The sequence below is a fragment of the Paracoccus sphaerophysae genome, assembly GCF_000763805.1.
In the GTDB taxonomy this organism is placed as follows: domain Bacteria; phylum Pseudomonadota; class Alphaproteobacteria; order Rhodobacterales; family Rhodobacteraceae; genus Paracoccus; species Paracoccus sphaerophysae.
Window position 1 is genome coordinate 1 of the sequence record NZ_JRKS01000025.1, and the last position, 18,087, is coordinate 18,087.

An 18,087-nucleotide genomic window follows, 5' to 3' on the forward strand; every position below is an offset into this window, starting at 1 on the left:
GGCGGGGGCGGACAGCGGCCCGCAAGGAAAGGATCAGCGCCTTTCCTTTATTAGCGCGCCCCGCCAACAAAAGGATGGTTTCGTTCGGGGCTGTGCCGCGCGCGCCTCTCCCGAGCATATCCACTTTCTAGCCCGGGAGAGGCGTTTTTGTCTGCGCGAAAACCCTCTACACGAGACTTTCCTACAGGCTGCGCGCCAGCTTGATGATCTCGAGGATCGGCAGTTTTCGGTTGAAGGGCTGCCTGTTGAGGTTGAGCGCGATCAGCGACAGCCCGTAGCGCCAGTGCTGATGCGCAGCGGCGTGGCAGAGACCGACGTGCCAGCAGATGTTCTTCCAGCGCTCGTCATGCGCCTTCATCCAGACGATCTTGCCGTCGATGGGCTCGAGGCAGTTCGTCCAGGTCAGCGTCTCCTCCATCCGCGCGATGTCCCGCGGCGAGGGCGAGACGCGCATGGGCTTCGGCTCCTGGCCCACCTTGTCGGCGAAACCGTGGACGATCTCCGGCCATGTGCTGAAGTATCCGTTGCGCCGGGGCTCCGGCAGACGGCGCAGGATCATACCCGCCTCGGAGAGCCGCGCCTCCACGTCGGCTGGGGTCCAATGGGTCATTTCCTCACCTCTCGTTCCATTGGGCGCGCGCCGTAGAGACGCTCGCCGAGTTGCCGCACCAGCTCCCGCTCAGGCCAAGTAAGTCTCTGGTCGTCAAGGGAAACTGCGAACACGCGTTGCTCCTTCCAGCCGTCGCGCTTGACCTGTTCGGGGTTGCGGCGCTCGCCGCTATAGCCACGGGGAAACCGCCTCATTGCAGGCCCCCCCTGGTCTCCAGCGCCCAGAGGAGGATCGCGATGGCGTCGGCCTCGTTGTCGTCGGCGGGGCTGAAGCCGCGCGCCCGGGCCGCGGCGATCATCGCCTCCTTCGGCGCGTTGCCCTTGCCGGTGGCGTGGCGCTTGATCGTGCCGACCGGGACGCCCTCATAGGGAATGCCGCGCAGTTCGGCCCATGCAGTCAGCGTGGCCATCAGGCCGCCATAGACATGGGCCGCGTCGGTGGCCGCGTGGCGGCGGACCTCCTCGAACCAGATGGCGGCGACGGGTCCGGACAGACGGTCAATCTCGGTCAGCCAGTTGGTGAACCGCAGATACCGCATGCCACCGCCATCGAACCGGCCGGGGCGGAACGACACCGTGCCAGAGGTGATCAGCCCGTCGATGCCGTGCAGCGCCCAGCCTGTGGTGGTGCCGAGGTCGAGCGCCAGCATCGACCTGTTGGATCGGGAAACGGGTGGCAGATCGGGGATTGCCTCGCGGCGGTGTGTGGCGAGAGTCAGGTCAGCCATGGGTAGTCTCCTCTTCTGGTTGGCTGCTCGGGTGGAAGACGACGGCGGTCTGGTGCTTGGCGGTACGGGGCCGCCGTCGTCGGATCGGGTGTTTGCGGCGAGGACAGGCCACGCGCGCGAAACCCCTGGGGGTGGGCGTGGGAGAACCCGCCTGCGGCGTTCTCCTCCACCCCCGTAGGGGGTGGTTTCACCCCCGAAACTGAAAAACTGCAGCAACACACTGACAGAAAACAGGAATTCCAGTTTAGGGAGTGCGATTCCGGCGGCCCCGGCCGAAACTGGTTGCCGAGTAGCGGTTGCGGTCCGAGCGCAATCCTGCAGGGACAGTTTCGGAAGCGGGCCGAAACTGGCCACATCGGATGCATGCGGATTTCCGCGCAATAGTGGCGGGGCAGTTTCGGCAAGGCCCCGCATCTGGCTCAAACTGGCCCCTGCGCAATTCTGCGGGGAACGATCTGCAGGGGCGATCATGGCCGTTCCCCCTCCGGATAGACCCAGACATGCGGGTTCTCGACCTCGAGCAGCGCCCCGGTCTGCGGCGATTTGTAGTGGGTGGGCAGCACTGCGATGCTGGCGAGAGTGACCTCTCCGGTCGCCGGATCGACATCCTCGCCGTCCGTGGGCATGACCATTCCCTCGACGCAGAGGTATCCGAAGCGCGATCGCGAAGGCCCGAGCCCATGGGGGGCGCCGTCGCGGATGAACTTGATGGCGCCCTTGGTGGCCTGCACCGCGATCCGGTCGCGGATCGTGTCCTTGCCGCCCAGACCGCCCTTGTTCTCGAAGGCTTCGGCAAACTGGTTGATGGTGTAGAGACGCCCCTCGGCGGCCTCGTCGAGAAGGATCGACAGGATCACATCTCGCTTGCGATCACGCTCGGCGTCATGCCTGGCACCGACCTCGGGGCGCACGAGCCGCTCGTTCATCGGGTTGATCTCGACCCACTTGCCCTTGACCTTGTCCACGAGCTTCGCGGGCAGCGCCGGGCCATTCCGGAGCTCGATCTCGAGCCGGCGCTGGGTCGAGTCCTCCTCCGGCCGGTGCAGGATCAGGCCGGTGGTGTAGAAGCCCCGGAGCGCGCTGGCGCCGGAGAGGGCGAGGAACGGATCTTCCTTCACCTGGTGTTTCGAGAGCTTCTTTGTGTGGTGGACCAGGATGACGCCGCAGTCCGGGTTGACGTGGTCGCGCAGCACCTCGACCCGATCCTTGAGGAAGAACATCATCGCCGCGTTGTCGTTCTCGCCGCCGCCGTCGGGCCCGCCGTCGAAGAGGTTCCGGATCGGATCGATGCAGAGGATGTCGAGCGGTTCGTCTGGGAATGCGGCCCTGATCGCCTCGGCGACGCGCGCACTGCCCTCGGCATCGAGGAGCATGCGCAGTTTCGGGGTGACGATCAGGTTGTCGCGCGCGGCGGCGATCAACTCGGGCGGCAGGCCGATCTGCTGCATGCGCTCGCGCAGGTAATGGTACTGGATCTCGGCCTGCAGGTAGAAGATTCGCAGCGGCCGTGGCGGGGTGAAACCGAGGAAGGGCACGCCCGCCGCCATGTGCACCAGCAAGGCGATCAGCAGGTCGCTCTTGCCCACCTTGGGCGCGCCGCCCAGCACCAGGAGCCCGCCCGGCGTCAGAACGCGTGGGCCGATGATGTCGTCCGGCATCGGGCTCGTGTCGTCGAGCAGCGCGCCCAGCGTGAAGGCGGGCAGCTCGGTCTGAGCAGGCGCCGCGCTGTCGAGGCGGATCAGCGGCGGCCCGTGCCGTTTGATGTGCAGCTCCCACAGGCGGTTCGTCTCGCGCTTCAGCCGGTCGAGCGGCCAGGCGGGGCGGAGCATCGCGGCGTTGTAGCCGCAGATCGCCGTCCAGCCCTCGTCCATCGACATCCGGCCCTCGTGGACCAGACGAAGGAAGTAGCCGATGGCGGCCGAGGCGCCCTCGAAACGGGACCACCTATCCGTGTCGCCCTCGTGGACCGGGGTCACCAGTACGTCGTCGATGGCGGGTTTCTCGCGGGAGTCGACCGTGGCCATGCCGACGCCAGGCATCGGCGGCATGTCGGCAACGCGCTCGGCCATCTCGGTGAAATCGACCTCGAGATCGGCTGCCTCGCGGATCTGGACGAGCCGGGTGAGCCCACCCTTGTGATAGACCGTCCCCGGCACGCGGATCGGCTGGTGGGCTGAGCGGAAATGCGTGTCGCCGCCGACCTTCAGCGCGATCTCGCCGCGCAGCTGGCAGAGCCGGTCGAGATCGGCGCCCTCCGCGGGCTCGGTCAGTTTCCACCAGACATGCAGCTTGGTCGCGCCCTCGGGCGTGCGCCCGCCGCTCTCCACGATCAGGGTCGGTCGCCCGAGGTGGTGGACGAGGTGATCGAGCTTGGCCGGGATGTCGCCCGTGTCGAGATCGACCACGAGGCTCTGCATCTGAAGGACGTCTGCGGCGCGCGCCTGGCCCGTTTCCGCGACCGTGCCGGGGATGACATAGACCGCCGCGCCCTCGCGCGCGGCCCAGCCCGCGAAGGTGCCGAGCTTCTCCGGCGCGGTGGCGTCCGCGTCGATCCAGATGTTGTGCGGCCGGCCGTCCTTGCCCTGACCCTTGTCGACGAAGCCCCGGACCGGGATCAGGCCCTCGCAATAGCCGAAGACCACGTCGACGAAGCGGGCGATCTGGTCTGCGTCCGGTTCGACCGCGAAGGGATCGGCCAGAGGTGCCGCGTCGTTGAAATCGCGCCAGGGATTGAAGTGGATGATGTTGTCGTCGCTCATGCCGGCAGCCCCCAGCAGCGCTCGGCCCACGGGCAGAACCGGCATTCGAAGAAGTCGCGATTTGAGGCGATGCGCGGCAGCAGCTCACCGGCGTCGGTGGCCCGAAGGATCCGCACCCCGCGGTCGGACATGCGCTGCGCGAGATCGGCATCGAAGGGCACCAGCTCGTGGTGCAGTTCGGCCGTGTCCTTGTTGATCGCGGTGAAGACCGCCGGGTTGGCCGAGATGCCCGGCACGGCCGCTTCCATGTAGGCTTGGTAGAGCGCGATCTGGGCGGCGTAGACCGGCTTTGCCACGGTCACGCCCTTGGCCACCGTCTCGCGCCAGTTCTTCGCGTTCATGGTCTTGCACTCCCAGAGCGCCGGGGTGCGCAGACCAAGCGCCGCCGGGGCCTCGGCGACGATCCCGTCGACATGACCGCGAATGCGCCCGCCCGCGACGGAGAAGCCGAACTGGCCGCCGTCCCGCTTCTGGGTCACCAGATCGAGCCCTGCCGCTCGCAGCCAGCGGATGGCGAGATCCTCGAGCTCATGCCCGATCGCAAAGATCCGCAGCGAGCGGCCGGAGAACTCCTGGCCCTCGTCCTTCGGCGCGCCCGCGAACTCGAACTGCAGCGCCCGCTCGCAGGCATGGCCGAGCCGGGATGCGCCGAGATAGGTCCGGGGCGCCGTAGCCGCACGTTCGGCCTCCAGCGCGGCATCCACGGCGGCGTTGATCCGTTCGGCGGTGCCGGGGCGGTGGTTGTAGTCCAGCATCAGAACGGGATCTCCGACTCGGCGGCGATCTCCGCCATCTCGGCACGGAATGCCTCGACGGTGGTGACGATCAGCCGGTGCATGTCGTTCTGGGTCAGCTGGCCCAGCGGCTGGTCCCAGCCGATCCGCTCCATCTCGAGGGCGAGCGCGCGCATGACGGCGGGCAGCGCCTGGGTTTCCTCCTCGGTGAAATCGACCATGCTCAGTCCTTTCTTCGCTTTGCGGGTGAAGGCCGCCTGGCAGCCCATGGAGCAGAACCAGCGGCGGGTTTGGGTGCGGGCTGGGCGCGGGCGGTGGGGATCGAACCAGCCGAAGCCGCGGGTGCGCGCGGTGCAGACGGCGCAGAGGACCGGGCGCGGATGCCAGAGGCGATCAAAGCCCGGTCGATCCGCAGCCTCTGCGGGCGGGGATGGGATTTCCGCGACATGGCTCACGCCGCCCTCCGCTCGGGCGCGGCCGACATGACGAGCCGGCGAATGTCGCGCCGGTTGAACTGGAAGGTGATCAGCGCCGAGGCGCGGTAGCGGGTCAGCCCGTAATCCTGCCGCTGCGCGGGCGAGAGGTATTGCAGCTGCTTCTCGGTCGGCGTCTGCGTCAGCCAGCGCTTCGACTTGAACGCGCTCTCATCGCTCTCGTGGGTGTTCAGCCAATCGTCGGCCTGCGCGAGGCAGACAGTCCGATCCCCCACGCCGAGAAGGCAGGTCGGCTGCCCCCTCGCGCCGCCCACGGCATGCCAGCGGCCCTCGAGGAAGAACACGCCGCCCCAGGCGCTGAAGCCGCTGGCCATCAGCGCGGCGTCGTCGCCGAAGAGGTCTTCCCAGACGAAGCTCGACCTTTCGAGCAGGTCGATCTCGGAAATCACGACGTTCTCGAGCGGCGGCGTCACGGACCCGCCTTGGAATTCGTAGCCGCAGATCGGGCACTGCCGCGACGCGAGCGGGATCTCCGCCTCGCATTCCGGACAGGTCTTCGTAGGGGCTTCGCCGGGCGTCGGATCGCGGCCGTCGAGATCGACGTCCTGTTCCAGCGTGCCATGCGTCAGGCTCGAGATCCCGAAGTCCAGCACGATGCAGTCGGTCTTGACCACGCCGGGATGTTCAGCCGGATCGACCGTGCGCAGGCCGCGCCCGACCATCTGGATCATCGTGGACTTGTAGGAGCTGGGCCGCAGCAGCACGACGCAGGAGGTCGGCGGGTGGTCCCAGCCCTCGGTCAGCACCGCGACATTGACGATGACCTGTACTTCCCCGGACGCATAGGCTTCGAGCACCAACTTCCGTTCTGCGGAACCCATGTCGCCAAGGACGACAGCAGCCGGGTTTCCGGCCTCATTGAAGGCGGTCGCCACGTCCATGGCGTGCGCGACGGTCGAGCAGAAGACTACGGTCTGCCGGTTCCCGGCCTTCTCCTCCCAGTGCCGGATCACTTCCTCGGTGATGGGCGCGCGGTTCATGATCGCCGCGACCGCGCCCATGTCGTAATCGTCGGCGGTCTTGCGGACGGCGCGCAGTTGGTCCTGCACGCCAACGTCGATCACGAAGGTCCGGGGCGGCACGAGATGACCGGAGGCGATCAGCTCGCCCAGCCGCACCTGGTCGGCGACATTGTCGAAAACCTCGCGCAGGCCCTTCCTGTCGCCTCGGTTCGGCGTCGCCGTGACGCCGAAGACGCGGGCCTCCGGATTGGCATCGCGCACCCGGTCGATGATGCGGCGGTAGCTCTCGGCCACCGCGTGGTGCGCCTCGTCGATCACCAGAAGGTCGAGCTTCGGCATGGCGGAGAGATTGGACGCACGAGACAGCGTCGGCGCCATGGCGAAGGTGACCTGTCCGTTCCAGGACTTGGTCGTGGCATCGACGACCGATGTCTCCGTGCCGGGATTGACCCGGGCGAACTTCGCCCGGTTCTGGCGGGTCAGCTCGTCGCGATGGGCGAGCACGCAAGCCTTGGCGCCGTCCCCGATCATCCTGCCGGTAACGGCCGAGAGCATGATCGTCTTGCCCGCGCCGGTGGGCGCAACGCCCAGCGAGTTGGCGCGGGTCGAGAGCGCAGCGAGGCTGCGCTCCACGAAGAGTTTCTGGCGGGGGCGAAGAAGCATTGCGCCCTCACTGCGCCCAGGCGGGACGGCCCGGCACCGGCGATGCCGCAGGCTGCTGGACCGGCTGCTGCGGCGCGGGTTGAACTGGCGGCTGATACCCGTGCTGCGCCGCCAGTCCCATGACCTGCGCATAGTCGCGGTGGTCGGGCGTGACCGCGGCGCGGATCTCGTTCTTCTCCTCGCCCATGGCGTCGCTGCCGACGTCGATGCGGGCGACGAACTCGATCCCGTCGAGATCGGCGAATCCGCCGATCCGCCGCGCCGCCTGCGCCTGCGGGGACTGATCCTTGTCGGAGATCCCGCGCGCCGAGTTCAGCATGCCGCGCACGAGGCTGCGGCCCATGTTGGCCCAGTCTGGACCCTTGGGGCTGTAGAGACCGATCAGCGTGAAGATCTTGCGCCGGGCGTATTGGCCCTCGGTGACCGTGAACTCGCCGTTGAGATAGACGGCGCCAGTGGAGCCGCGGGTGGCATAGCCCCCGGTCCAGCCCTGTGACGGGTCGTCGAACCCGCCGGGGCGGATGGTCAGCCGCACCTTGGCGAGCGTCCCCTTGGGGATGAGGCTCGTGTTGGACTGGGCGTCGTTGAAGTCGTTCCAGAGACCGGACATGGCTCGGGTCCTTTCAGTTGGTGGGATAGGAATGGGGGTCGGTCGCCGTCGGACCGGGCGGCGGGGGCAGCTGTGGCGGCGAATATGTCAGCCGCCGTTCCGCAGGGATCAGCGGGCCGCGGATCTTCTCCATCAGCCGGCCGAGATGGGGCTCCTCGACCACGTCGAGGCGGCCGGAGCGGTCCTTGGCCGGGTAGCCCCACGGGTTCAGCGTCTGGCAAACGAAAGCCCGCTGAGGCCGGTTCAGCTCGTCCGGCAGGCTGGCCATCGTGATGACCTGATCGACGATGCCGGGCAGCTCGAGCCCGGTCTTCGAGCCGTCGATCTGCGGGACGAAGACCTTGCGATTGAAGTCGTCGAGCTTCTCGTCGAGGATCCCGACGAACCAGACATTCTTGCCGCGCGTGTGCTGGAGGTGGGTCAGCCAGCCGATCATCTCGCGCCCGTGCAGCCCGTAGGCGCCGCGCACGTCCGGCTTGCCGGTCTTCTCCGAATGCGCCTCCGGCTGACCGCGGCACCACTGGAAGCAGAGCCGCCCGGCCACGGTGATCGAGTCGATGAAGACGGTGTCGTATTTGGCGAGGACGCGCGGATCGCCGAACCGGCCGCACACCTCGTCGAAGTGTGCCTGGCTGTAGGGCTGTTCGGGTCGGAGTGCCGGGTTCGGGCCGCCGATGAAGACAGCGAAGTCCCGACACTCCTTCCAGGTGCGCGGCCGAACCACGTCGATGAGCATTCCCTCGATGGCGAGGTCGCCCGCCTCGAGGTCGAAGAACAGCGTGGTCGAGGCTTCCAGCGTCCAAAGCAGGCTGGTCTTACCGATCCCAGAGGGGCCGAAGATCACGCCCTTGATGCCCCGCGTCTCGGCCAGCCGCTGATCGGCGGTGATGATGGGGAGGCTCACGCGTGGTCCTCCTGCGGCAGGATCGCGATCTTCAGCGTGCCGGTCTTCACGGTGCGGGCGGGCTCGAAGCCTTGGCGGATCGCCTCGGGCCATGCGACATAGGCGCGTTCGGGCACCTTGAAGCTGATCTCGACGTATTCGGACGGGTCGTCGCCGGCGGCGCGGATGCGCTCGACCATGGCGGCGAGCTGGGTCTGGTCCCATTCGACGCGCTTCGGCAGATCGGCGACCACGGTGAAATCGCCATCGGCAAGGCGCACCGTGCCGGTGTCCTTGCCGCAGGCGCGGCGGGCTTCGGCGGCGCGGGTGGCATAGCGGACTTCGAGCGCGGTCGAGAAGCGCGCGGTGACGGCCTTCATCTGCTTCGCGGCGGCGTCGATCTCGCGCTGCATGGCGGCCAGAAGCTCGACTGGAAGCTGGGCGATCTCGCCCGCGGGCAGGTTGATGAGATCGTCGATGCCGGGGGTGTTCTGAGGGAACGGCATGGGGGTCTCCGTGATGGGGGAATGGGGTCAGGCGGCCTCGAGGAGGCGCATCGAGAGGGCGGCACCGGCGGGGCCGGGCTTCGGACGGGCGACGGCGATGTAGGCGAAGTGGTCGGGGCCGAGCCGTGCCTGCACGAGGTGGACGAGCCGCTGCTCGGCGGCGCGCAGCGCAGCGGCGGCGACACCGCGCAGGGTGCGCTGGCGCTCGGGCGTGAGGTTCGAGACGGCCCCGGTGGCGTCGACGGCGAGGAACCCGCGGTGATACACCAGCGCCTCGCCCGGGGCGGCCTGCGCGATCCAGGCGGAAAGTCCGACCTCGTCGAGCGCGGGACCGGCGGCGCCGAAGATCGACACGACGCGGCTGCCGTGGATGGTGGACCGGCGCTCCATCATGCCGCGCCCCGCGCGCTATCAGCGGTGTGCGTGAGCTGGTTCTTCTCGAAGGCCAGGATGTCCTCGAGCCGGTAGACCACCCGGCCGCCGAGTTTCATGTAGGCGGGGCCTTCTCCGGCCCATCGCCAGCGCTCGAGCGTGCGGTGCGAGATCGTCCAGCGCCGCGCGAGCTCCTTTTGTGTGAGACAGGTCTTCTGCTGCATCGTCGTCTCCCGGTGTCGTTTGTCGGGAGCACGATGCGAAATCCCGCGAGGGGATGTCGTCAGGATTGGAGTGGGATGCGGAGGGGGATTGTCAGGAGCCTTTCAATCCAAGGAAGAACGGCCCTGTGGGGGATCGCCATCCCCCTCTCATCCCCCGGCGCATCCCACAGAGGGGATCGCGTGGGCGCGCGGAGGGACGAGATGGCGCGAGATCAGAGCCCGAGCAGGCGATAGGCGCCGCGGCCGTCCGACTCGATCAGCAGCCGCCAGTTCTTCTTGGACTTGAAGACATCGGACATCTTGAGGCTGCGCGAGCCCGCGGCGGCGAGGATCGCCTTCCCGCTCTGCCAGGGCTCGCTGCGACCCGCCGCCTCGTGCAGCGCGCGCACGACCTGCGCCTGGATCGCACCCAGCCGGAAGTGCTGTCCGTTGCAGCGGACGTCCTGGTAGTCGGCGGCGGCATGGAAGGCGCCAAGACGTGGACCAGCGGCCGCGCCTGCGAATCCAGTTTCTGCTTCAAAGCGATCGCGCTCTTCACGCCGCAGAAAAAGATCGCGCTGCCGCACGGTGATGAGCTCTCGCTCCCCTGTCAGGCAGGCATAGTCGGCCTTATGCGAGCGGAAGCGGCTGAGCTTCACCTCGCCGTGCCGGAACAGCTGGAAGACGTCATGGGCGTGGAGATCCAGAAGCCCGTTGAACGGGCCCCGCTCGAAGGGGACGGAGAAACGCTCGCCCTCCGGTGTCTCCTCGTAGTCGCCGAGTTCGACGGCCAAGTTGAACACCCGGATCGACAGCCGCAGCTGGTCGTTCTCGGCCAGGTAGACGAGGTCCGCCTCGGACATGGACCAGCGCTCGAGGATCTCCGGCAGGGTGAAATACGACTTCTCGATCTCCATCCGGACCCCCGATTCCCATGTGCGATTGTTTAGGTTTTGTTCTAATCGCTTGACGGGTCCGCATCAATCCTGTTTTATCCTATTTCATCCACATACCCTTGGGGAAAACATGACCGAGCAGCATACCCTGGCCGACCGCCTGCGGGCCCGCGCCCTTCAGCTCGGCCTGACGCCTGCCCATGTCGCCGAGATGGCCGGCGTGAACCGCTCCTTCGTCTACGACATACTCCGCGGCCGCTCCGCCCGCCCCGGCATCGACCGGCTGGCCGAGGTCGCCCGCGTGCTGAAGGTGGACCGCGACTGGCTGATCCACGGTATCGGCGAGGTCGAGGGAACGCCCCCCTTCGTGGACAATCCCGACGATGCCTTCGTGGCCATCGCGCACGCCACCCCGCGCCCCGCGATGGGCGGCGGTGCGGTGGTGACCGAAGATGGCGATACGCCCGGCCGTGTCTATCACTTCCGCCAGTCGTGGATCCGCCACAAGCTAAAGGCCAGCCCGTCTCAACTGCGCATCATGCATGTGGAAGGCGACAGCATGGCGCCGACACTCCTCAGCGGCGACGCCGTGCTCGTCGACATGACCCGCCGCGCGCCCAACCCGCCGGGCATCTTCGTGCTGGACGACGGGATGGGTCTGGTGGCCAAGCGGCTCGAGCACATCCCGAACAGCGACCCGCCCGCGGTGCGCGTCATCTCCGACAACAAGCACTACCCCGAATACGAACGAACGGCCGACGAGATCCACATCGTCGGCCGCATCCGTTGGTTTGCGCGGGAGATCTGAGCATGGCCCACGTCATCATCCGTGGCGGAAACGGCCGCCGTCATGAAGTGGACTTCGAGGACGCCGACATCACCGTGGAGCTGCACGCCAGCGAGGATCACGTCGAACTGGTGATCGAGGCGTCAGACGACGAGGCTCCATCGGACAAGAAGCGCTTCGCGCTGATCAACATCCCGCGGCATCTGCTGAGCAAGGCCATGGCGGATCTGGCGCGCAAGGATCGGCGATCATGATCGGGTTTCAGGAAATCGACGATGCTGATCCGGCACTTGCACATTCGCCGCTGGTGCGCGGGGTCGAGAAGACCCTCGCCTGGATCGGCGAGCATGGCGGCATCCCCCTGACGCCGTCCAAGGCGTTCAAGCGGGTCTTCGTGCATTGGGCCGCGGCCGAGTTCGACTGGCCTGGCCACACCGAGGCAGACCTCTTCGCCGTCAACAAGGTCCTGAACGAGCCCGACTTCGCCCCGCTCATGGTGCTGCACGACCTGATGATCGCGATGAAGCTTGGCCGGCATTACAAAGGCGAGTTCCGCTTGACCAAGACAGGCCAGACGTTAATTGGCCATCCCGGTCGGATCTTCGGAACGGTCGTCCCGTTCTTTCTGTTCCGGATCAACCACGCCAGCATGTCGCGCTTCGAGGACGCACCGATCCTTGGCAACTGGAGCGTGTTCCTGAACGTCCTGAACATCGAGACGGAGGACGGCGCCACCGGAGCCCACCTCCGCCGCGTGCTCTTCGGCGAGCCCGAGAAGGGACCGCTCCCGCGCTACGACGAGGTGATGGGCCAACTCTACATCCAGGTGCTGCGCCCGCTCTGCTGGGCGGGACTTCTGCAGCAGGAGCGCGGACACCCCAGCTATCGGTTCGAGGACGCGGTGTTCATGAAAACGCCGCTGTGGCGGGCGGCTTTGCGGCTGGAGACGGATAGCGCAGTTGAACGAAAGACACGACATTAGCGTCCAGTGGGGGAGACCCCAACCGCTCTATCGACTTCCCGCGTGCGTAGGTGCTACTGATGATGATACTGGCACGAGAGGTGAGGGATGAAATTCAACGGCGACGGCTATTTGGAGCCAGGCATTCACGATTATGATGCCCCCGAAATTGAAGCACATTTGGTTGGTGGATTTCCAACCTCGACAACACGTATGAACATTTGGTCAGGCTATACGCGGCACTGTGCAGATGTTCAATCTTGCGGTTTGCAGGTCGTCGAATTCCTTAACGGGAGTTTCTCGTCCCTCAAAAACGACCCAAGCGATATTGACCTTGTAGGGTTCGCCGACATGGACCAAGTAAACAATCTGCCGCCCGCTGTGCAGGCTGCTTTCGCCAGTCTATTTGATGGCCCCGGAACAAAAACGACACACATGTGTGATGCGTACTTTGTTCCCACTGTTCCACCTGGGCATCCACTCGAAGGCCAGCTACGGACAACTAGAAAGTATTGGATGGGTGAATTCGGCTTTGATCGCCAGGACAAGCCGAAGGGCATAATTCGAACAGTTGTAGGCTAGGGCATCAAAATGATAGACCTGTGGTCAATCAACGATCAGAAAGCCATCCAGGGATTGGAAGATCAGATCAGGGGCTTGAATAGGCGCCTATCGGAACTCGACGCTGCTCTCCGCGACACCCAAGAAATCCTGCGGGCCGATCCAGAAAATTTTGCGATTCACCTTAGCAATGCATCATTAATGAAGATGCAGGCATCACTGCAACGCGAGCTCGTTGAAGCCGTTCGGTATCGATCAAACGAAGAAATCAAGATTGTTCTTGATGGAAAGGGCATTAACGACCATTCGGCAGATGTCTTGATTCTAAGTGTGATTTTATCACGATTTCAAAGGCTTTACTCCAGCGTCGCGCACGCAATAAACAATGGCCCGACTGTGCGTGGCCCGCTTGCTGGTGGTATACTGAAAGCAACTAGCCTCAGACTTCAGGCGACCTACCCTTCATCTTTTGGAATGAAGATTTACGTTCCTTCTGATTTCGATCTGATGGGAAATAGCGTCTCAGTTTCTGCGCTAGAAGTTCTTTTCGAACTTTTCGGCTCTTCGACGCGCGATGACTACATCATGGAGAAAGCTGGGGAAATAGGGTCTAGAAGCCTACGTCATCTCAAAGCTTTGGCGCGTCACATAGAGGAAAGTGGAACAGAGTTGTCCGTCGATTGGCGTGACTACTCGGGCATCAAGCATGACTGGCGGGTTGGACCTGAGAAGGCAAGTTTGGTTGTCAAGACGATAGATAAAATCGCTCAGACCCGTTCAGAATTGAAGGAAGTTCAAGGTCGTCTTGTTGGCGCATCGTTGCTGCGAGATCGTTTCGAGCTTCTCGCAGGTGAGACGTTATACAACGGGAAATTTGTTGCCTCACAAAGCCGCGCCGTTCAAGAATCGTTCGGTCAAACTATCACCGCCATTCTTGAAGAAACTGAGATCACGGATCTAGCTTCAAACGAGAAGCGCTCGTACTTTACTCTGACCGAAATAAGAAACTAGGGTCAGGATGCATTGATTTCTATTGCGCTGCGTGATTCACGCCTCCGAAAACGGAGCGGTGACATGAGCGATCTCTTCTGGCTGACCGACGCGCAGATGGCGCGCCTGGCTCCCTTCTTTCCCAGGTCGCACGGGAAGCCCCGGGTTGATGACAGACGGGTGCTGAGCGGGATTATTTTCATCAATCGCAATGGCTTGCGTTGGCGCGATGCGCCCGCCGCGTATGGCCCACATAAGACGCTCTACAGCCGGTGGAAGCGTTGGAGCGAAAAGGGCATCTTCGCGCGGATGATGGCCGGGCTGGCGGCGGAACACGGCGAGAAAACGACCGTGATGATCGACGCAACATACCTCAAGGCCCATCGAACGGCGACCAGCATGGCCGCCAAAAAGGGGGGCGTGGTCGCCTGATCGGTCGAACCAAAGGCGGTATGAACACCAAGCTGCACGCCATCTGCGACAGTCAGGGGCGACCGATCGACCTGTTCGTCACCGCTGGACAGGTCAGCGATTATATCGGCGCTCGGGCCCTGCTGAGTGGCCTGCCAAACGTCAAATGGCTACTCGGGGATCGTGGCTATGACGCTGACTGGTTCAGAGAAGCGTTGCAGGACAAGGGGATACGTGCCTGCATCCCAGGCCGGAAGAAACGCAAGACGCCGATCAAATACGATAAGCGGAGATACAAGCGGCGTAACCGCATCGAGATCATGTTCGGCAGGCTCAAGGACTGGAGGCGCGTCGCGACCCGCTATGACCGATGCCCCAAGGTCTTCCTCTCAGCCATCGCCCTCGCGGCTCTCGTCATCTATTGGTTATGAATCCTGACCCTAAGGTCATGGTGCGCTTGCGGATGCCTTTGAGGCCATCAAGTCTTTTGATCACGCACCCGATCTAGCGCGCAGAGATGCGCGCCCTTGCGACAACCCATTGTTTAGCCTTGAAATCTCTCGCCGCGACTGGCGAATACGGAGCAAACCGCCTCAGGAGGTTCGCTCCCCATGCCAGACGACATCGCCTTCGCGCCGCCCGCCGAGACGCTCACCACCGATGAGCGGCTGGCGGAGCTGGCCACCATTCTCGCCAGCGCCATCGCGCGCACCAACCCACGGGAAAAGAACGAGAATTCTCCGCTCAGCGGAGACAGTTCGCTGGACATTCTCGCCCTCAGACGCCGTCGTCGGAGACAGGTGCAAAACCGAGTTGGAGACGAGGCATGAGAAAAATTACAAGGAGATCAGCCGCGAAGGCCGGGCTCGCGCGCTCGGTTGAGGGGATCGACGTCCTGGCCGAGCTGGCGGCGTTGAAGGCGATGACGGTGCCCGAACTGCAGGCCAAGTGGCGGGTCATGTTCGGCGAGCCCGCGCCGAACGCCAGCCGGGGGAACCTGGAGCTGCGGATCGGCTACCGCATCCAGGAACTGGCCCATGGCGGTATCCAGCCCGCGACGCGGCGCACGCTGGACGCGCTGGCGGCCGAGGTCGCATCCGGCGCGCCGGGTCCGCTGATCGCGGATCCCCGCCGCCCAATCCCCGGCACCAAACTGGTGCGCGAGTGGCAGGGCGAGGAACAGGTCGTCACCGTGCTGACCGACGGCTTCGAATGGCAGGGTCGGCGCTTCAAGTCGCTCTCGGCCGCGGTCCGGGCGATCACCGGCAGTCACTGGAACGGGTGGAAGTTCTTCGGGCTGGCCCATGGCGCGGAGACCCGCACATGAGCCGCGCAAAGCCCGAACTCATCCGCCGCCTGCGCTGCGCCATCTACACCCGAAAGTCGAGCGAGGAAGGACTCGACATGGAGTTCAACAGCCTCGACGCCCAGCGCGAGGCCTGCGAGGCTTATATCGCCTCGCAGCGCGCCGAGGGCTGGGTGGCGCTCCGCGACCGCTACGACGACGGCGGCTTCTCCGGCGGCACGCTGGACCGGCCCGCACTGACGCAGCTGATCGCCGACATCGAGGCCGGGCTGATCGACGTGGTCGTGGTCTACAAGATCGACCGCCTCAGCCGCGCGCTGATGGATTTCTCGAAACTGGTCGAGGTCTTCGACCGCCACGGCGTGACCTTCGTCTCGGTCACCCAGTCCTTCAACACCACGACGTCCATGGGCCGCCTGACGCTGAACATCCTGCTCAGCTTCGCCCAGTTCGAACGCGAGGTGATCGGCGAGCGCATCCGCGACAAGTTTGCGGCCTCGCGCCGGAAGGGGATGTGGATGGGCGGTCCGGTGCCGCTCGGCTACGTGGTGAAGGACCGCAAGTTGGTGATCGAGCCCGCCGAGGCCGAGCACGTCCTGACGATCTTCCGCCTCTACGCGCGCTCCAGTTCCACCGCGCAGGTGCTGAAGGAATTGCACGCCCGCGGGATCCGCACGAAGCGCGGCGCGGTGTTTGACCGGGGCTACCTGCTGAAGTTCCTGCACAACAAGGTCTACCTCGGCCTCGCCGTGCACAAGGATGAGGTCTATCCCGGTGAGCACATGGCGATCATCGACCAGAAGCTATGGGACGAGGTCCACGCGGTCATCGCCAACAACCGCGTCGCCCGCGGGGCGGTGGCGCGGGCGGCGCAACCGGCGCTCCTGCGCGGGCTGATCTTCACCGAGACGGGCGCCGCCATGACGCCCCACCACACCAAGCGGAAGGGCAAGCGCTACTGCTACTACACCTCCATGGACGTGATCCGGAAACGCCCGGCGGCCGAGTTGCGCGGGCCGCAGCGGTTGCCGGGTGCCATGGTCGAGGAGGCCGTCATCGGCGAAATCCGCCGGATGCTGCGCACGCCCGAGGTCGCGGCGCGCACCGCACGGGCGGTCCGGAAGGAGCGGCCCGATCTCGATGAAACCACTGTTGTCGCCGCGCTGGCGCAGTTCGACGACCTATGGAAGGCGCTCATCCCGGCCGAGCAGGCGCGCATCGTCCAGCTGCTGGTCGCGCGCATCACGGTAAGCGAGGCGGGCCTCGCCATTGACCTGCGCCACGACGGCCTCGGCGCCATCGCCGCGCTGATGGCCCCGCCGAAGAAGGAGGTTGCCTGATGCCCGCGCCCGAGACCCTGCGCGTCCACATCCCGCTCGAACTCCGCCGTCGCGGTGGTCGCCCCCGGATCCTGCCGCCGAAGCATGTCGAGGCCGCCATGGGCCGCGGGCAGGATCCCCACCTGCTGCGCGCCATCGGCCGGGCATGGGGCTGGCGGCAGCGGCTGGAACGCGGCGACGTCGCCACGCTCGCAGATCTGGCCGCCGATGAGGGCCTGTCCGACCGTTACGTCAGCCGCCTCCTGCGCCTCGCCTGGCTCGCGCCTGACGTCCTCGAGCGGTTGGTCGTCCACCGCGAGCCCTCGACAGTCAGCATCTATGATCTGTGCTTCGTGGCGTCCCTTCCGTGGAACGAGCAGCCGGGACGGGTGTTCGACTGAGCCTCAGTGAAAGCTCGCCCGATACGACGTCGCCGTCAGCGAGACATGGGCATCGAGCGGCGGGCGCAGTTCGAAGGCCTTCGGCTCGCGTGAGAAGTTCCACAGCCTGAACAAGCACCATTCCGCATGCCGCTCCTCGGCCACGGCCAGTTCGTTGCGCGTGATGTGAAATGGCGTCCGGTCCCAGCCGTTCGTAGTCTTCACCTCGATCAGCCGCGACTGGCCGTCCCGCTCGAAGCTGGCAATGTCGTAGCCGGCACCGTCCCCGTCCTCCTCCGACACCCAGCGAACCTTGCGCGCCAGGTCATCGCGCCCCGCTGACCGCAGCACCGACCGCTCGTAGGCCAGCACGCGTTCCTCTCCCGCGCGGCCAAGGACACGGTTACGCTCGTCGCGGCCGGCAACGTCGGACTTCCTGGCGATCCGCAACATCAGGTCCAGCTCCTGCGGTGGCGGCTGGTTCGACAGCGTCGGCGGCGGCCCGATCCAGATCTGCGCCGCATCGTGAAGGCCGGTGGGTGGTGGGTTGCCGGGGGCTCGCAGGACCCACTCCGGATGCGAGTTCATCCATCGCAGAACGGCATCCTCAAGCGAGCTCTGGAAGTTGAAGGCGGGTGCGAGGCCAGTCAGCCAGGTCTCACCCAGCGCCTTGAGCACGGCACTGATGTTCTGGTGCTTGTATTCGATTGCCTTTGCGGACCGATCGATCCGGTCTGCAAGCTGTCGATATGATGCCGCCTTGTTCATGGGTTTCCCCGCGAGATCATCGACCAGCATCGCGAAGTAATCCGCGACGATCAGATCGTTCTCTTCGTCCGTCCAAGGCCCGTTCGACATTGCGCCAGGCTACAAGCGGGAAGTCCTTTTGTCATCAATGCTTTCCAGCTTGAACCCGGCAAATCACCGTCATCGCTACGCGCCATTCGGCCAGC

At 65.3% G+C, this 18,087-nt stretch carries 23 protein-coding genes; 10 read left to right on the plus strand and 13 right to left on the minus strand.

Features of this window, described 5'->3' with window-relative positions; all coding sequences use genetic code 11:
- Positions 1 to 181 precede the first annotated feature (181 nt).
- The 12 genes from IC63_RS08970 to IC63_RS09025 all read right to left on the minus strand — a co-directional run bounded on the left by IC63_RS08970 (position 182) and on the right by IC63_RS09025 (position 10,440).
- Complete coding sequence (locus IC63_RS08970) at positions 182 to 610, minus strand: DUF6362 family protein (protein WP_036719356.1); 429 nt, start codon at positions 608 to 610, stop codon at positions 182 to 184.
- 190 nt (positions 611 to 800) lie between these two features.
- Positions 801 to 1,337 carry a crossover junction endodeoxyribonuclease RuvC gene (locus IC63_RS08975; RefSeq protein ID WP_052042057.1) on the minus strand — a complete coding sequence of 179 codons (537 nt, stop codon included), beginning with the start codon at positions 1,335 to 1,337 and terminating at the stop codon, positions 801 to 803.
- A 467-nt stretch (positions 1,338 to 1,804) separates the two neighbouring features.
- Entirely contained in the window at positions 1,805 to 4,096 is a 2,292-nt protein-coding gene (locus tag IC63_RS08980) for an AAA family ATPase (RefSeq protein WP_084115691.1), read from the minus strand.
- Positions 4,093 to 4,851, minus strand: a complete 759-nt coding sequence (locus IC63_RS08985) for a PD-(D/E)XK nuclease family protein (RefSeq protein WP_036719361.1) — start codon at positions 4,849 to 4,851, stop codon at positions 4,093 to 4,095. The genes IC63_RS08980 and IC63_RS08985 overlap by 4 nt, the downstream gene beginning before the upstream one ends.
- The gene (locus tag IC63_RS08990; RefSeq protein WP_036719395.1) at positions 4,851 to 5,051 is read right to left on the minus strand and encodes a DUF6511 domain-containing protein; all 201 of its coding nucleotides are present in this window, start codon (positions 5,049 to 5,051) and stop codon (positions 4,851 to 4,853) included. The genes IC63_RS08985 and IC63_RS08990 overlap by 1 nt, the downstream gene beginning before the upstream one ends.
- A 230-nt stretch (positions 5,052 to 5,281) precedes the next feature.
- A complete protein-coding gene (locus IC63_RS08995; RefSeq protein ID WP_036719362.1) occupies positions 5,282 to 6,949 on the minus strand; it encodes a DEAD/DEAH box helicase in 1,668 nt (555 codons plus the stop codon).
- A gap of 7 nt (positions 6,950 to 6,956) precedes the next feature.
- Positions 6,957 to 7,559: a hypothetical protein gene (locus tag IC63_RS09000; RefSeq protein ID WP_036719364.1), complete on the minus strand. Its 603-nt coding sequence runs from the start codon at positions 7,557 to 7,559 to the stop codon at positions 6,957 to 6,959.
- Positions 7,560 to 7,572: 13 nt separating this feature from the next.
- Positions 7,573 to 8,463, minus strand: coding sequence for an ATP-binding protein (locus IC63_RS09005; RefSeq protein ID WP_036719366.1), 891 nt, complete (start codon positions 8,461 to 8,463; stop codon positions 7,573 to 7,575).
- Positions 8,460 to 8,948, minus strand: coding sequence for a hypothetical protein (locus IC63_RS09010; protein WP_036719368.1), 489 nt, complete (start codon positions 8,946 to 8,948; stop codon positions 8,460 to 8,462). Before IC63_RS09010 ends, IC63_RS09005 begins: the two co-directional genes overlap by 4 nt.
- A 27-nt stretch (positions 8,949 to 8,975) precedes the next feature.
- On the minus strand, positions 8,976 to 9,341 hold the full coding sequence (locus IC63_RS09015) for a hypothetical protein (protein ID WP_036719370.1): 366 nt from the start codon (positions 9,339 to 9,341) through the stop codon (positions 8,976 to 8,978).
- Positions 9,338 to 9,544: a helix-turn-helix transcriptional regulator gene (locus IC63_RS09020; protein WP_036719372.1), complete on the minus strand. Its 207-nt coding sequence runs from the start codon at positions 9,542 to 9,544 to the stop codon at positions 9,338 to 9,340. Before IC63_RS09020 ends, IC63_RS09015 begins: the two co-directional genes overlap by 4 nt.
- Before the next feature lie 212 nt (positions 9,545 to 9,756).
- Positions 9,757 to 10,440: a hypothetical protein gene (locus IC63_RS09025; protein ID WP_036719373.1), complete on the minus strand. Its 684-nt coding sequence runs from the start codon at positions 10,438 to 10,440 to the stop codon at positions 9,757 to 9,759.
- A gap of 109 nt (positions 10,441 to 10,549) precedes the next feature.
- Between IC63_RS09025 and IC63_RS09030 the strand changes: the two genes are divergently transcribed.
- From IC63_RS09030 to IC63_RS09070, 10 genes are all read left to right on the plus strand, one after another.
- On the plus strand, positions 10,550 to 11,227 hold the full coding sequence (locus IC63_RS09030; RefSeq protein WP_036719375.1) for an XRE family transcriptional regulator: 678 nt from the start codon (positions 10,550 to 10,552) through the stop codon (positions 11,225 to 11,227).
- Between the two features lie 2 nt (positions 11,228 to 11,229).
- Positions 11,230 to 11,460: a hypothetical protein gene (locus IC63_RS09035; RefSeq protein WP_036719376.1), complete on the plus strand. Its 231-nt coding sequence runs from the start codon at positions 11,230 to 11,232 to the stop codon at positions 11,458 to 11,460.
- A complete protein-coding gene (locus IC63_RS09040) occupies positions 11,457 to 12,188 on the plus strand; it encodes a hypothetical protein (protein WP_036719377.1) in 732 nt (243 codons plus the stop codon). Before IC63_RS09035 ends, IC63_RS09040 begins: the two co-directional genes overlap by 4 nt.
- Before the next feature lie 87 nt (positions 12,189 to 12,275).
- Complete coding sequence (locus tag IC63_RS18085; protein ID WP_156965420.1) at positions 12,276 to 12,749, plus strand: DUF6932 family protein; 474 nt, start codon at positions 12,276 to 12,278, stop codon at positions 12,747 to 12,749.
- 9 nt (positions 12,750 to 12,758) lie between these two features.
- Positions 12,759 to 13,739 carry a hypothetical protein gene (locus IC63_RS18090; RefSeq protein ID WP_156965421.1) on the plus strand — a complete coding sequence of 327 codons (981 nt, stop codon included), beginning with the start codon at positions 12,759 to 12,761 and terminating at the stop codon, positions 13,737 to 13,739.
- 63 nt (positions 13,740 to 13,802) lie between these two features.
- Positions 13,803 to 14,560, plus strand: a protein-coding gene (locus IC63_RS17470) for an IS5-like element ISPso2 family transposase (protein WP_101754952.1) whose coding sequence is annotated in 2 segments (ribosomal slippage) — positions 13,803 to 14,127 and positions 14,127 to 14,560 — 759 coding nt in all. Because the reading frame shifts where the segments join, the coding sequence is not laid out codon by codon here.
- Positions 14,561 to 14,740: 180 nt separating this feature from the next.
- Positions 14,741 to 14,959: a hypothetical protein gene (locus IC63_RS09055; RefSeq protein WP_036719382.1), complete on the plus strand. Its 219-nt coding sequence runs from the start codon at positions 14,741 to 14,743 to the stop codon at positions 14,957 to 14,959.
- On the plus strand, positions 14,956 to 15,456 hold the full coding sequence (locus IC63_RS09060; RefSeq protein WP_052042059.1) for a DUF2924 domain-containing protein: 501 nt from the start codon (positions 14,956 to 14,958) through the stop codon (positions 15,454 to 15,456). Before IC63_RS09055 ends, IC63_RS09060 begins: the two co-directional genes overlap by 4 nt.
- A complete protein-coding gene (locus IC63_RS09065) occupies positions 15,453 to 16,775 on the plus strand; it encodes a recombinase family protein (protein WP_036719384.1) in 1,323 nt (440 codons plus the stop codon). Before IC63_RS09060 ends, IC63_RS09065 begins: the two co-directional genes overlap by 4 nt.
- Positions 16,775 to 17,155, plus strand: a complete 381-nt coding sequence (locus IC63_RS09070; protein ID WP_036719386.1) for a hypothetical protein — start codon at positions 16,775 to 16,777, stop codon at positions 17,153 to 17,155. Before IC63_RS09065 ends, IC63_RS09070 begins: the two co-directional genes overlap by 1 nt.
- Positions 17,156 to 17,158: 3 nt before the next feature.
- Here the strand turns inward: IC63_RS09070 and IC63_RS09075 are convergent, their stop codons facing one another.
- Positions 17,159 to 17,992, minus strand: a complete 834-nt coding sequence (locus IC63_RS09075; RefSeq protein ID WP_036719388.1) for a DUF3883 domain-containing protein — start codon at positions 17,990 to 17,992, stop codon at positions 17,159 to 17,161.
- Positions 17,993 to 18,087: the final 95 nt, after the last annotated feature.

What these genes read in the sequence shown, in the direction of transcription:
- IC63_RS08970 (WP_036719356.1), bottom strand. Translation starts at nt 610, where the DNA reads ATGACCCATTGGACCCCAGCCGACGTGGAGGCGCGGCTCTCCGAGGCG.
- IC63_RS08975 (WP_052042057.1), bottom strand. Translation starts at nt 1,337, where the DNA reads ATGGCTGACCTGACTCTCGCCACACACCGCCGCGAGGCAATCCCCGAT.
- IC63_RS08980 (WP_084115691.1), bottom strand. Translation starts at nt 4,096, where the DNA reads ATGAGCGACGACAACATCATCCACTTCAATCCCTGGCGCGATTTCAAC.
- IC63_RS08985 (WP_036719361.1), bottom strand. Translation starts at nt 4,851, where the DNA reads ATGCTGGACTACAACCACCGCCCCGGCACCGCCGAACGGATCAACGCC.
- IC63_RS08990 (WP_036719395.1), bottom strand. Translation starts at nt 5,051, where the DNA reads ATGGTCGATTTCACCGAGGAGGAAACCCAGGCGCTGCCCGCCGTCATG.
- IC63_RS08995 (WP_036719362.1), bottom strand. Translation starts at nt 6,949, where the DNA reads ATGCTTCTTCGCCCCCGCCAGAAACTCTTCGTGGAGCGCAGCCTCGCT.
- IC63_RS09000 (WP_036719364.1), bottom strand. Translation starts at nt 7,559, where the DNA reads ATGTCCGGTCTCTGGAACGACTTCAACGACGCCCAGTCCAACACGAGC.
- IC63_RS09010 (WP_036719368.1), bottom strand. Translation starts at nt 8,948, where the DNA reads ATGCCGTTCCCTCAGAACACCCCCGGCATCGACGATCTCATCAACCTG.
- IC63_RS09015 (WP_036719370.1), bottom strand. Translation starts at nt 9,341, where the DNA reads ATGATGGAGCGCCGGTCCACCATCCACGGCAGCCGCGTCGTGTCGATC.
- IC63_RS09020 (WP_036719372.1), bottom strand. Translation starts at nt 9,544, where the DNA reads ATGCAGCAGAAGACCTGTCTCACACAAAAGGAGCTCGCGCGGCGCTGG.
- IC63_RS09025 (WP_036719373.1), bottom strand. Translation starts at nt 10,440, where the DNA reads ATGGAGATCGAGAAGTCGTATTTCACCCTGCCGGAGATCCTCGAGCGC.
- IC63_RS09030 (WP_036719375.1), top strand. Translation starts at nt 10,550, where the DNA reads ATGACCGAGCAGCATACCCTGGCCGACCGCCTGCGGGCCCGCGCCCTT.
- IC63_RS09035 (WP_036719376.1), top strand. Translation starts at nt 11,230, where the DNA reads ATGGCCCACGTCATCATCCGTGGCGGAAACGGCCGCCGTCATGAAGTG.
- IC63_RS09040 (WP_036719377.1), top strand. Translation starts at nt 11,457, where the DNA reads ATGATCGGGTTTCAGGAAATCGACGATGCTGATCCGGCACTTGCACAT.
- IC63_RS18085 (WP_156965420.1), top strand. Translation starts at nt 12,276, where the DNA reads ATGAAATTCAACGGCGACGGCTATTTGGAGCCAGGCATTCACGATTAT.
- IC63_RS18090 (WP_156965421.1), top strand. Translation starts at nt 12,759, where the DNA reads ATGATAGACCTGTGGTCAATCAACGATCAGAAAGCCATCCAGGGATTG.
- IC63_RS09055 (WP_036719382.1), top strand. Translation starts at nt 14,741, where the DNA reads ATGCCAGACGACATCGCCTTCGCGCCGCCCGCCGAGACGCTCACCACC.
- IC63_RS09060 (WP_052042059.1), top strand. Translation starts at nt 14,956, where the DNA reads ATGAGAAAAATTACAAGGAGATCAGCCGCGAAGGCCGGGCTCGCGCGC.
- IC63_RS09065 (WP_036719384.1), top strand. Translation starts at nt 15,453, where the DNA reads ATGAGCCGCGCAAAGCCCGAACTCATCCGCCGCCTGCGCTGCGCCATC.
- IC63_RS09070 (WP_036719386.1), top strand. Translation starts at nt 16,775, where the DNA reads ATGCCCGCGCCCGAGACCCTGCGCGTCCACATCCCGCTCGAACTCCGC.
- IC63_RS09075 (WP_036719388.1), bottom strand. Translation starts at nt 17,992, where the DNA reads ATGTCGAACGGGCCTTGGACGGACGAAGAGAACGATCTGATCGTCGCG.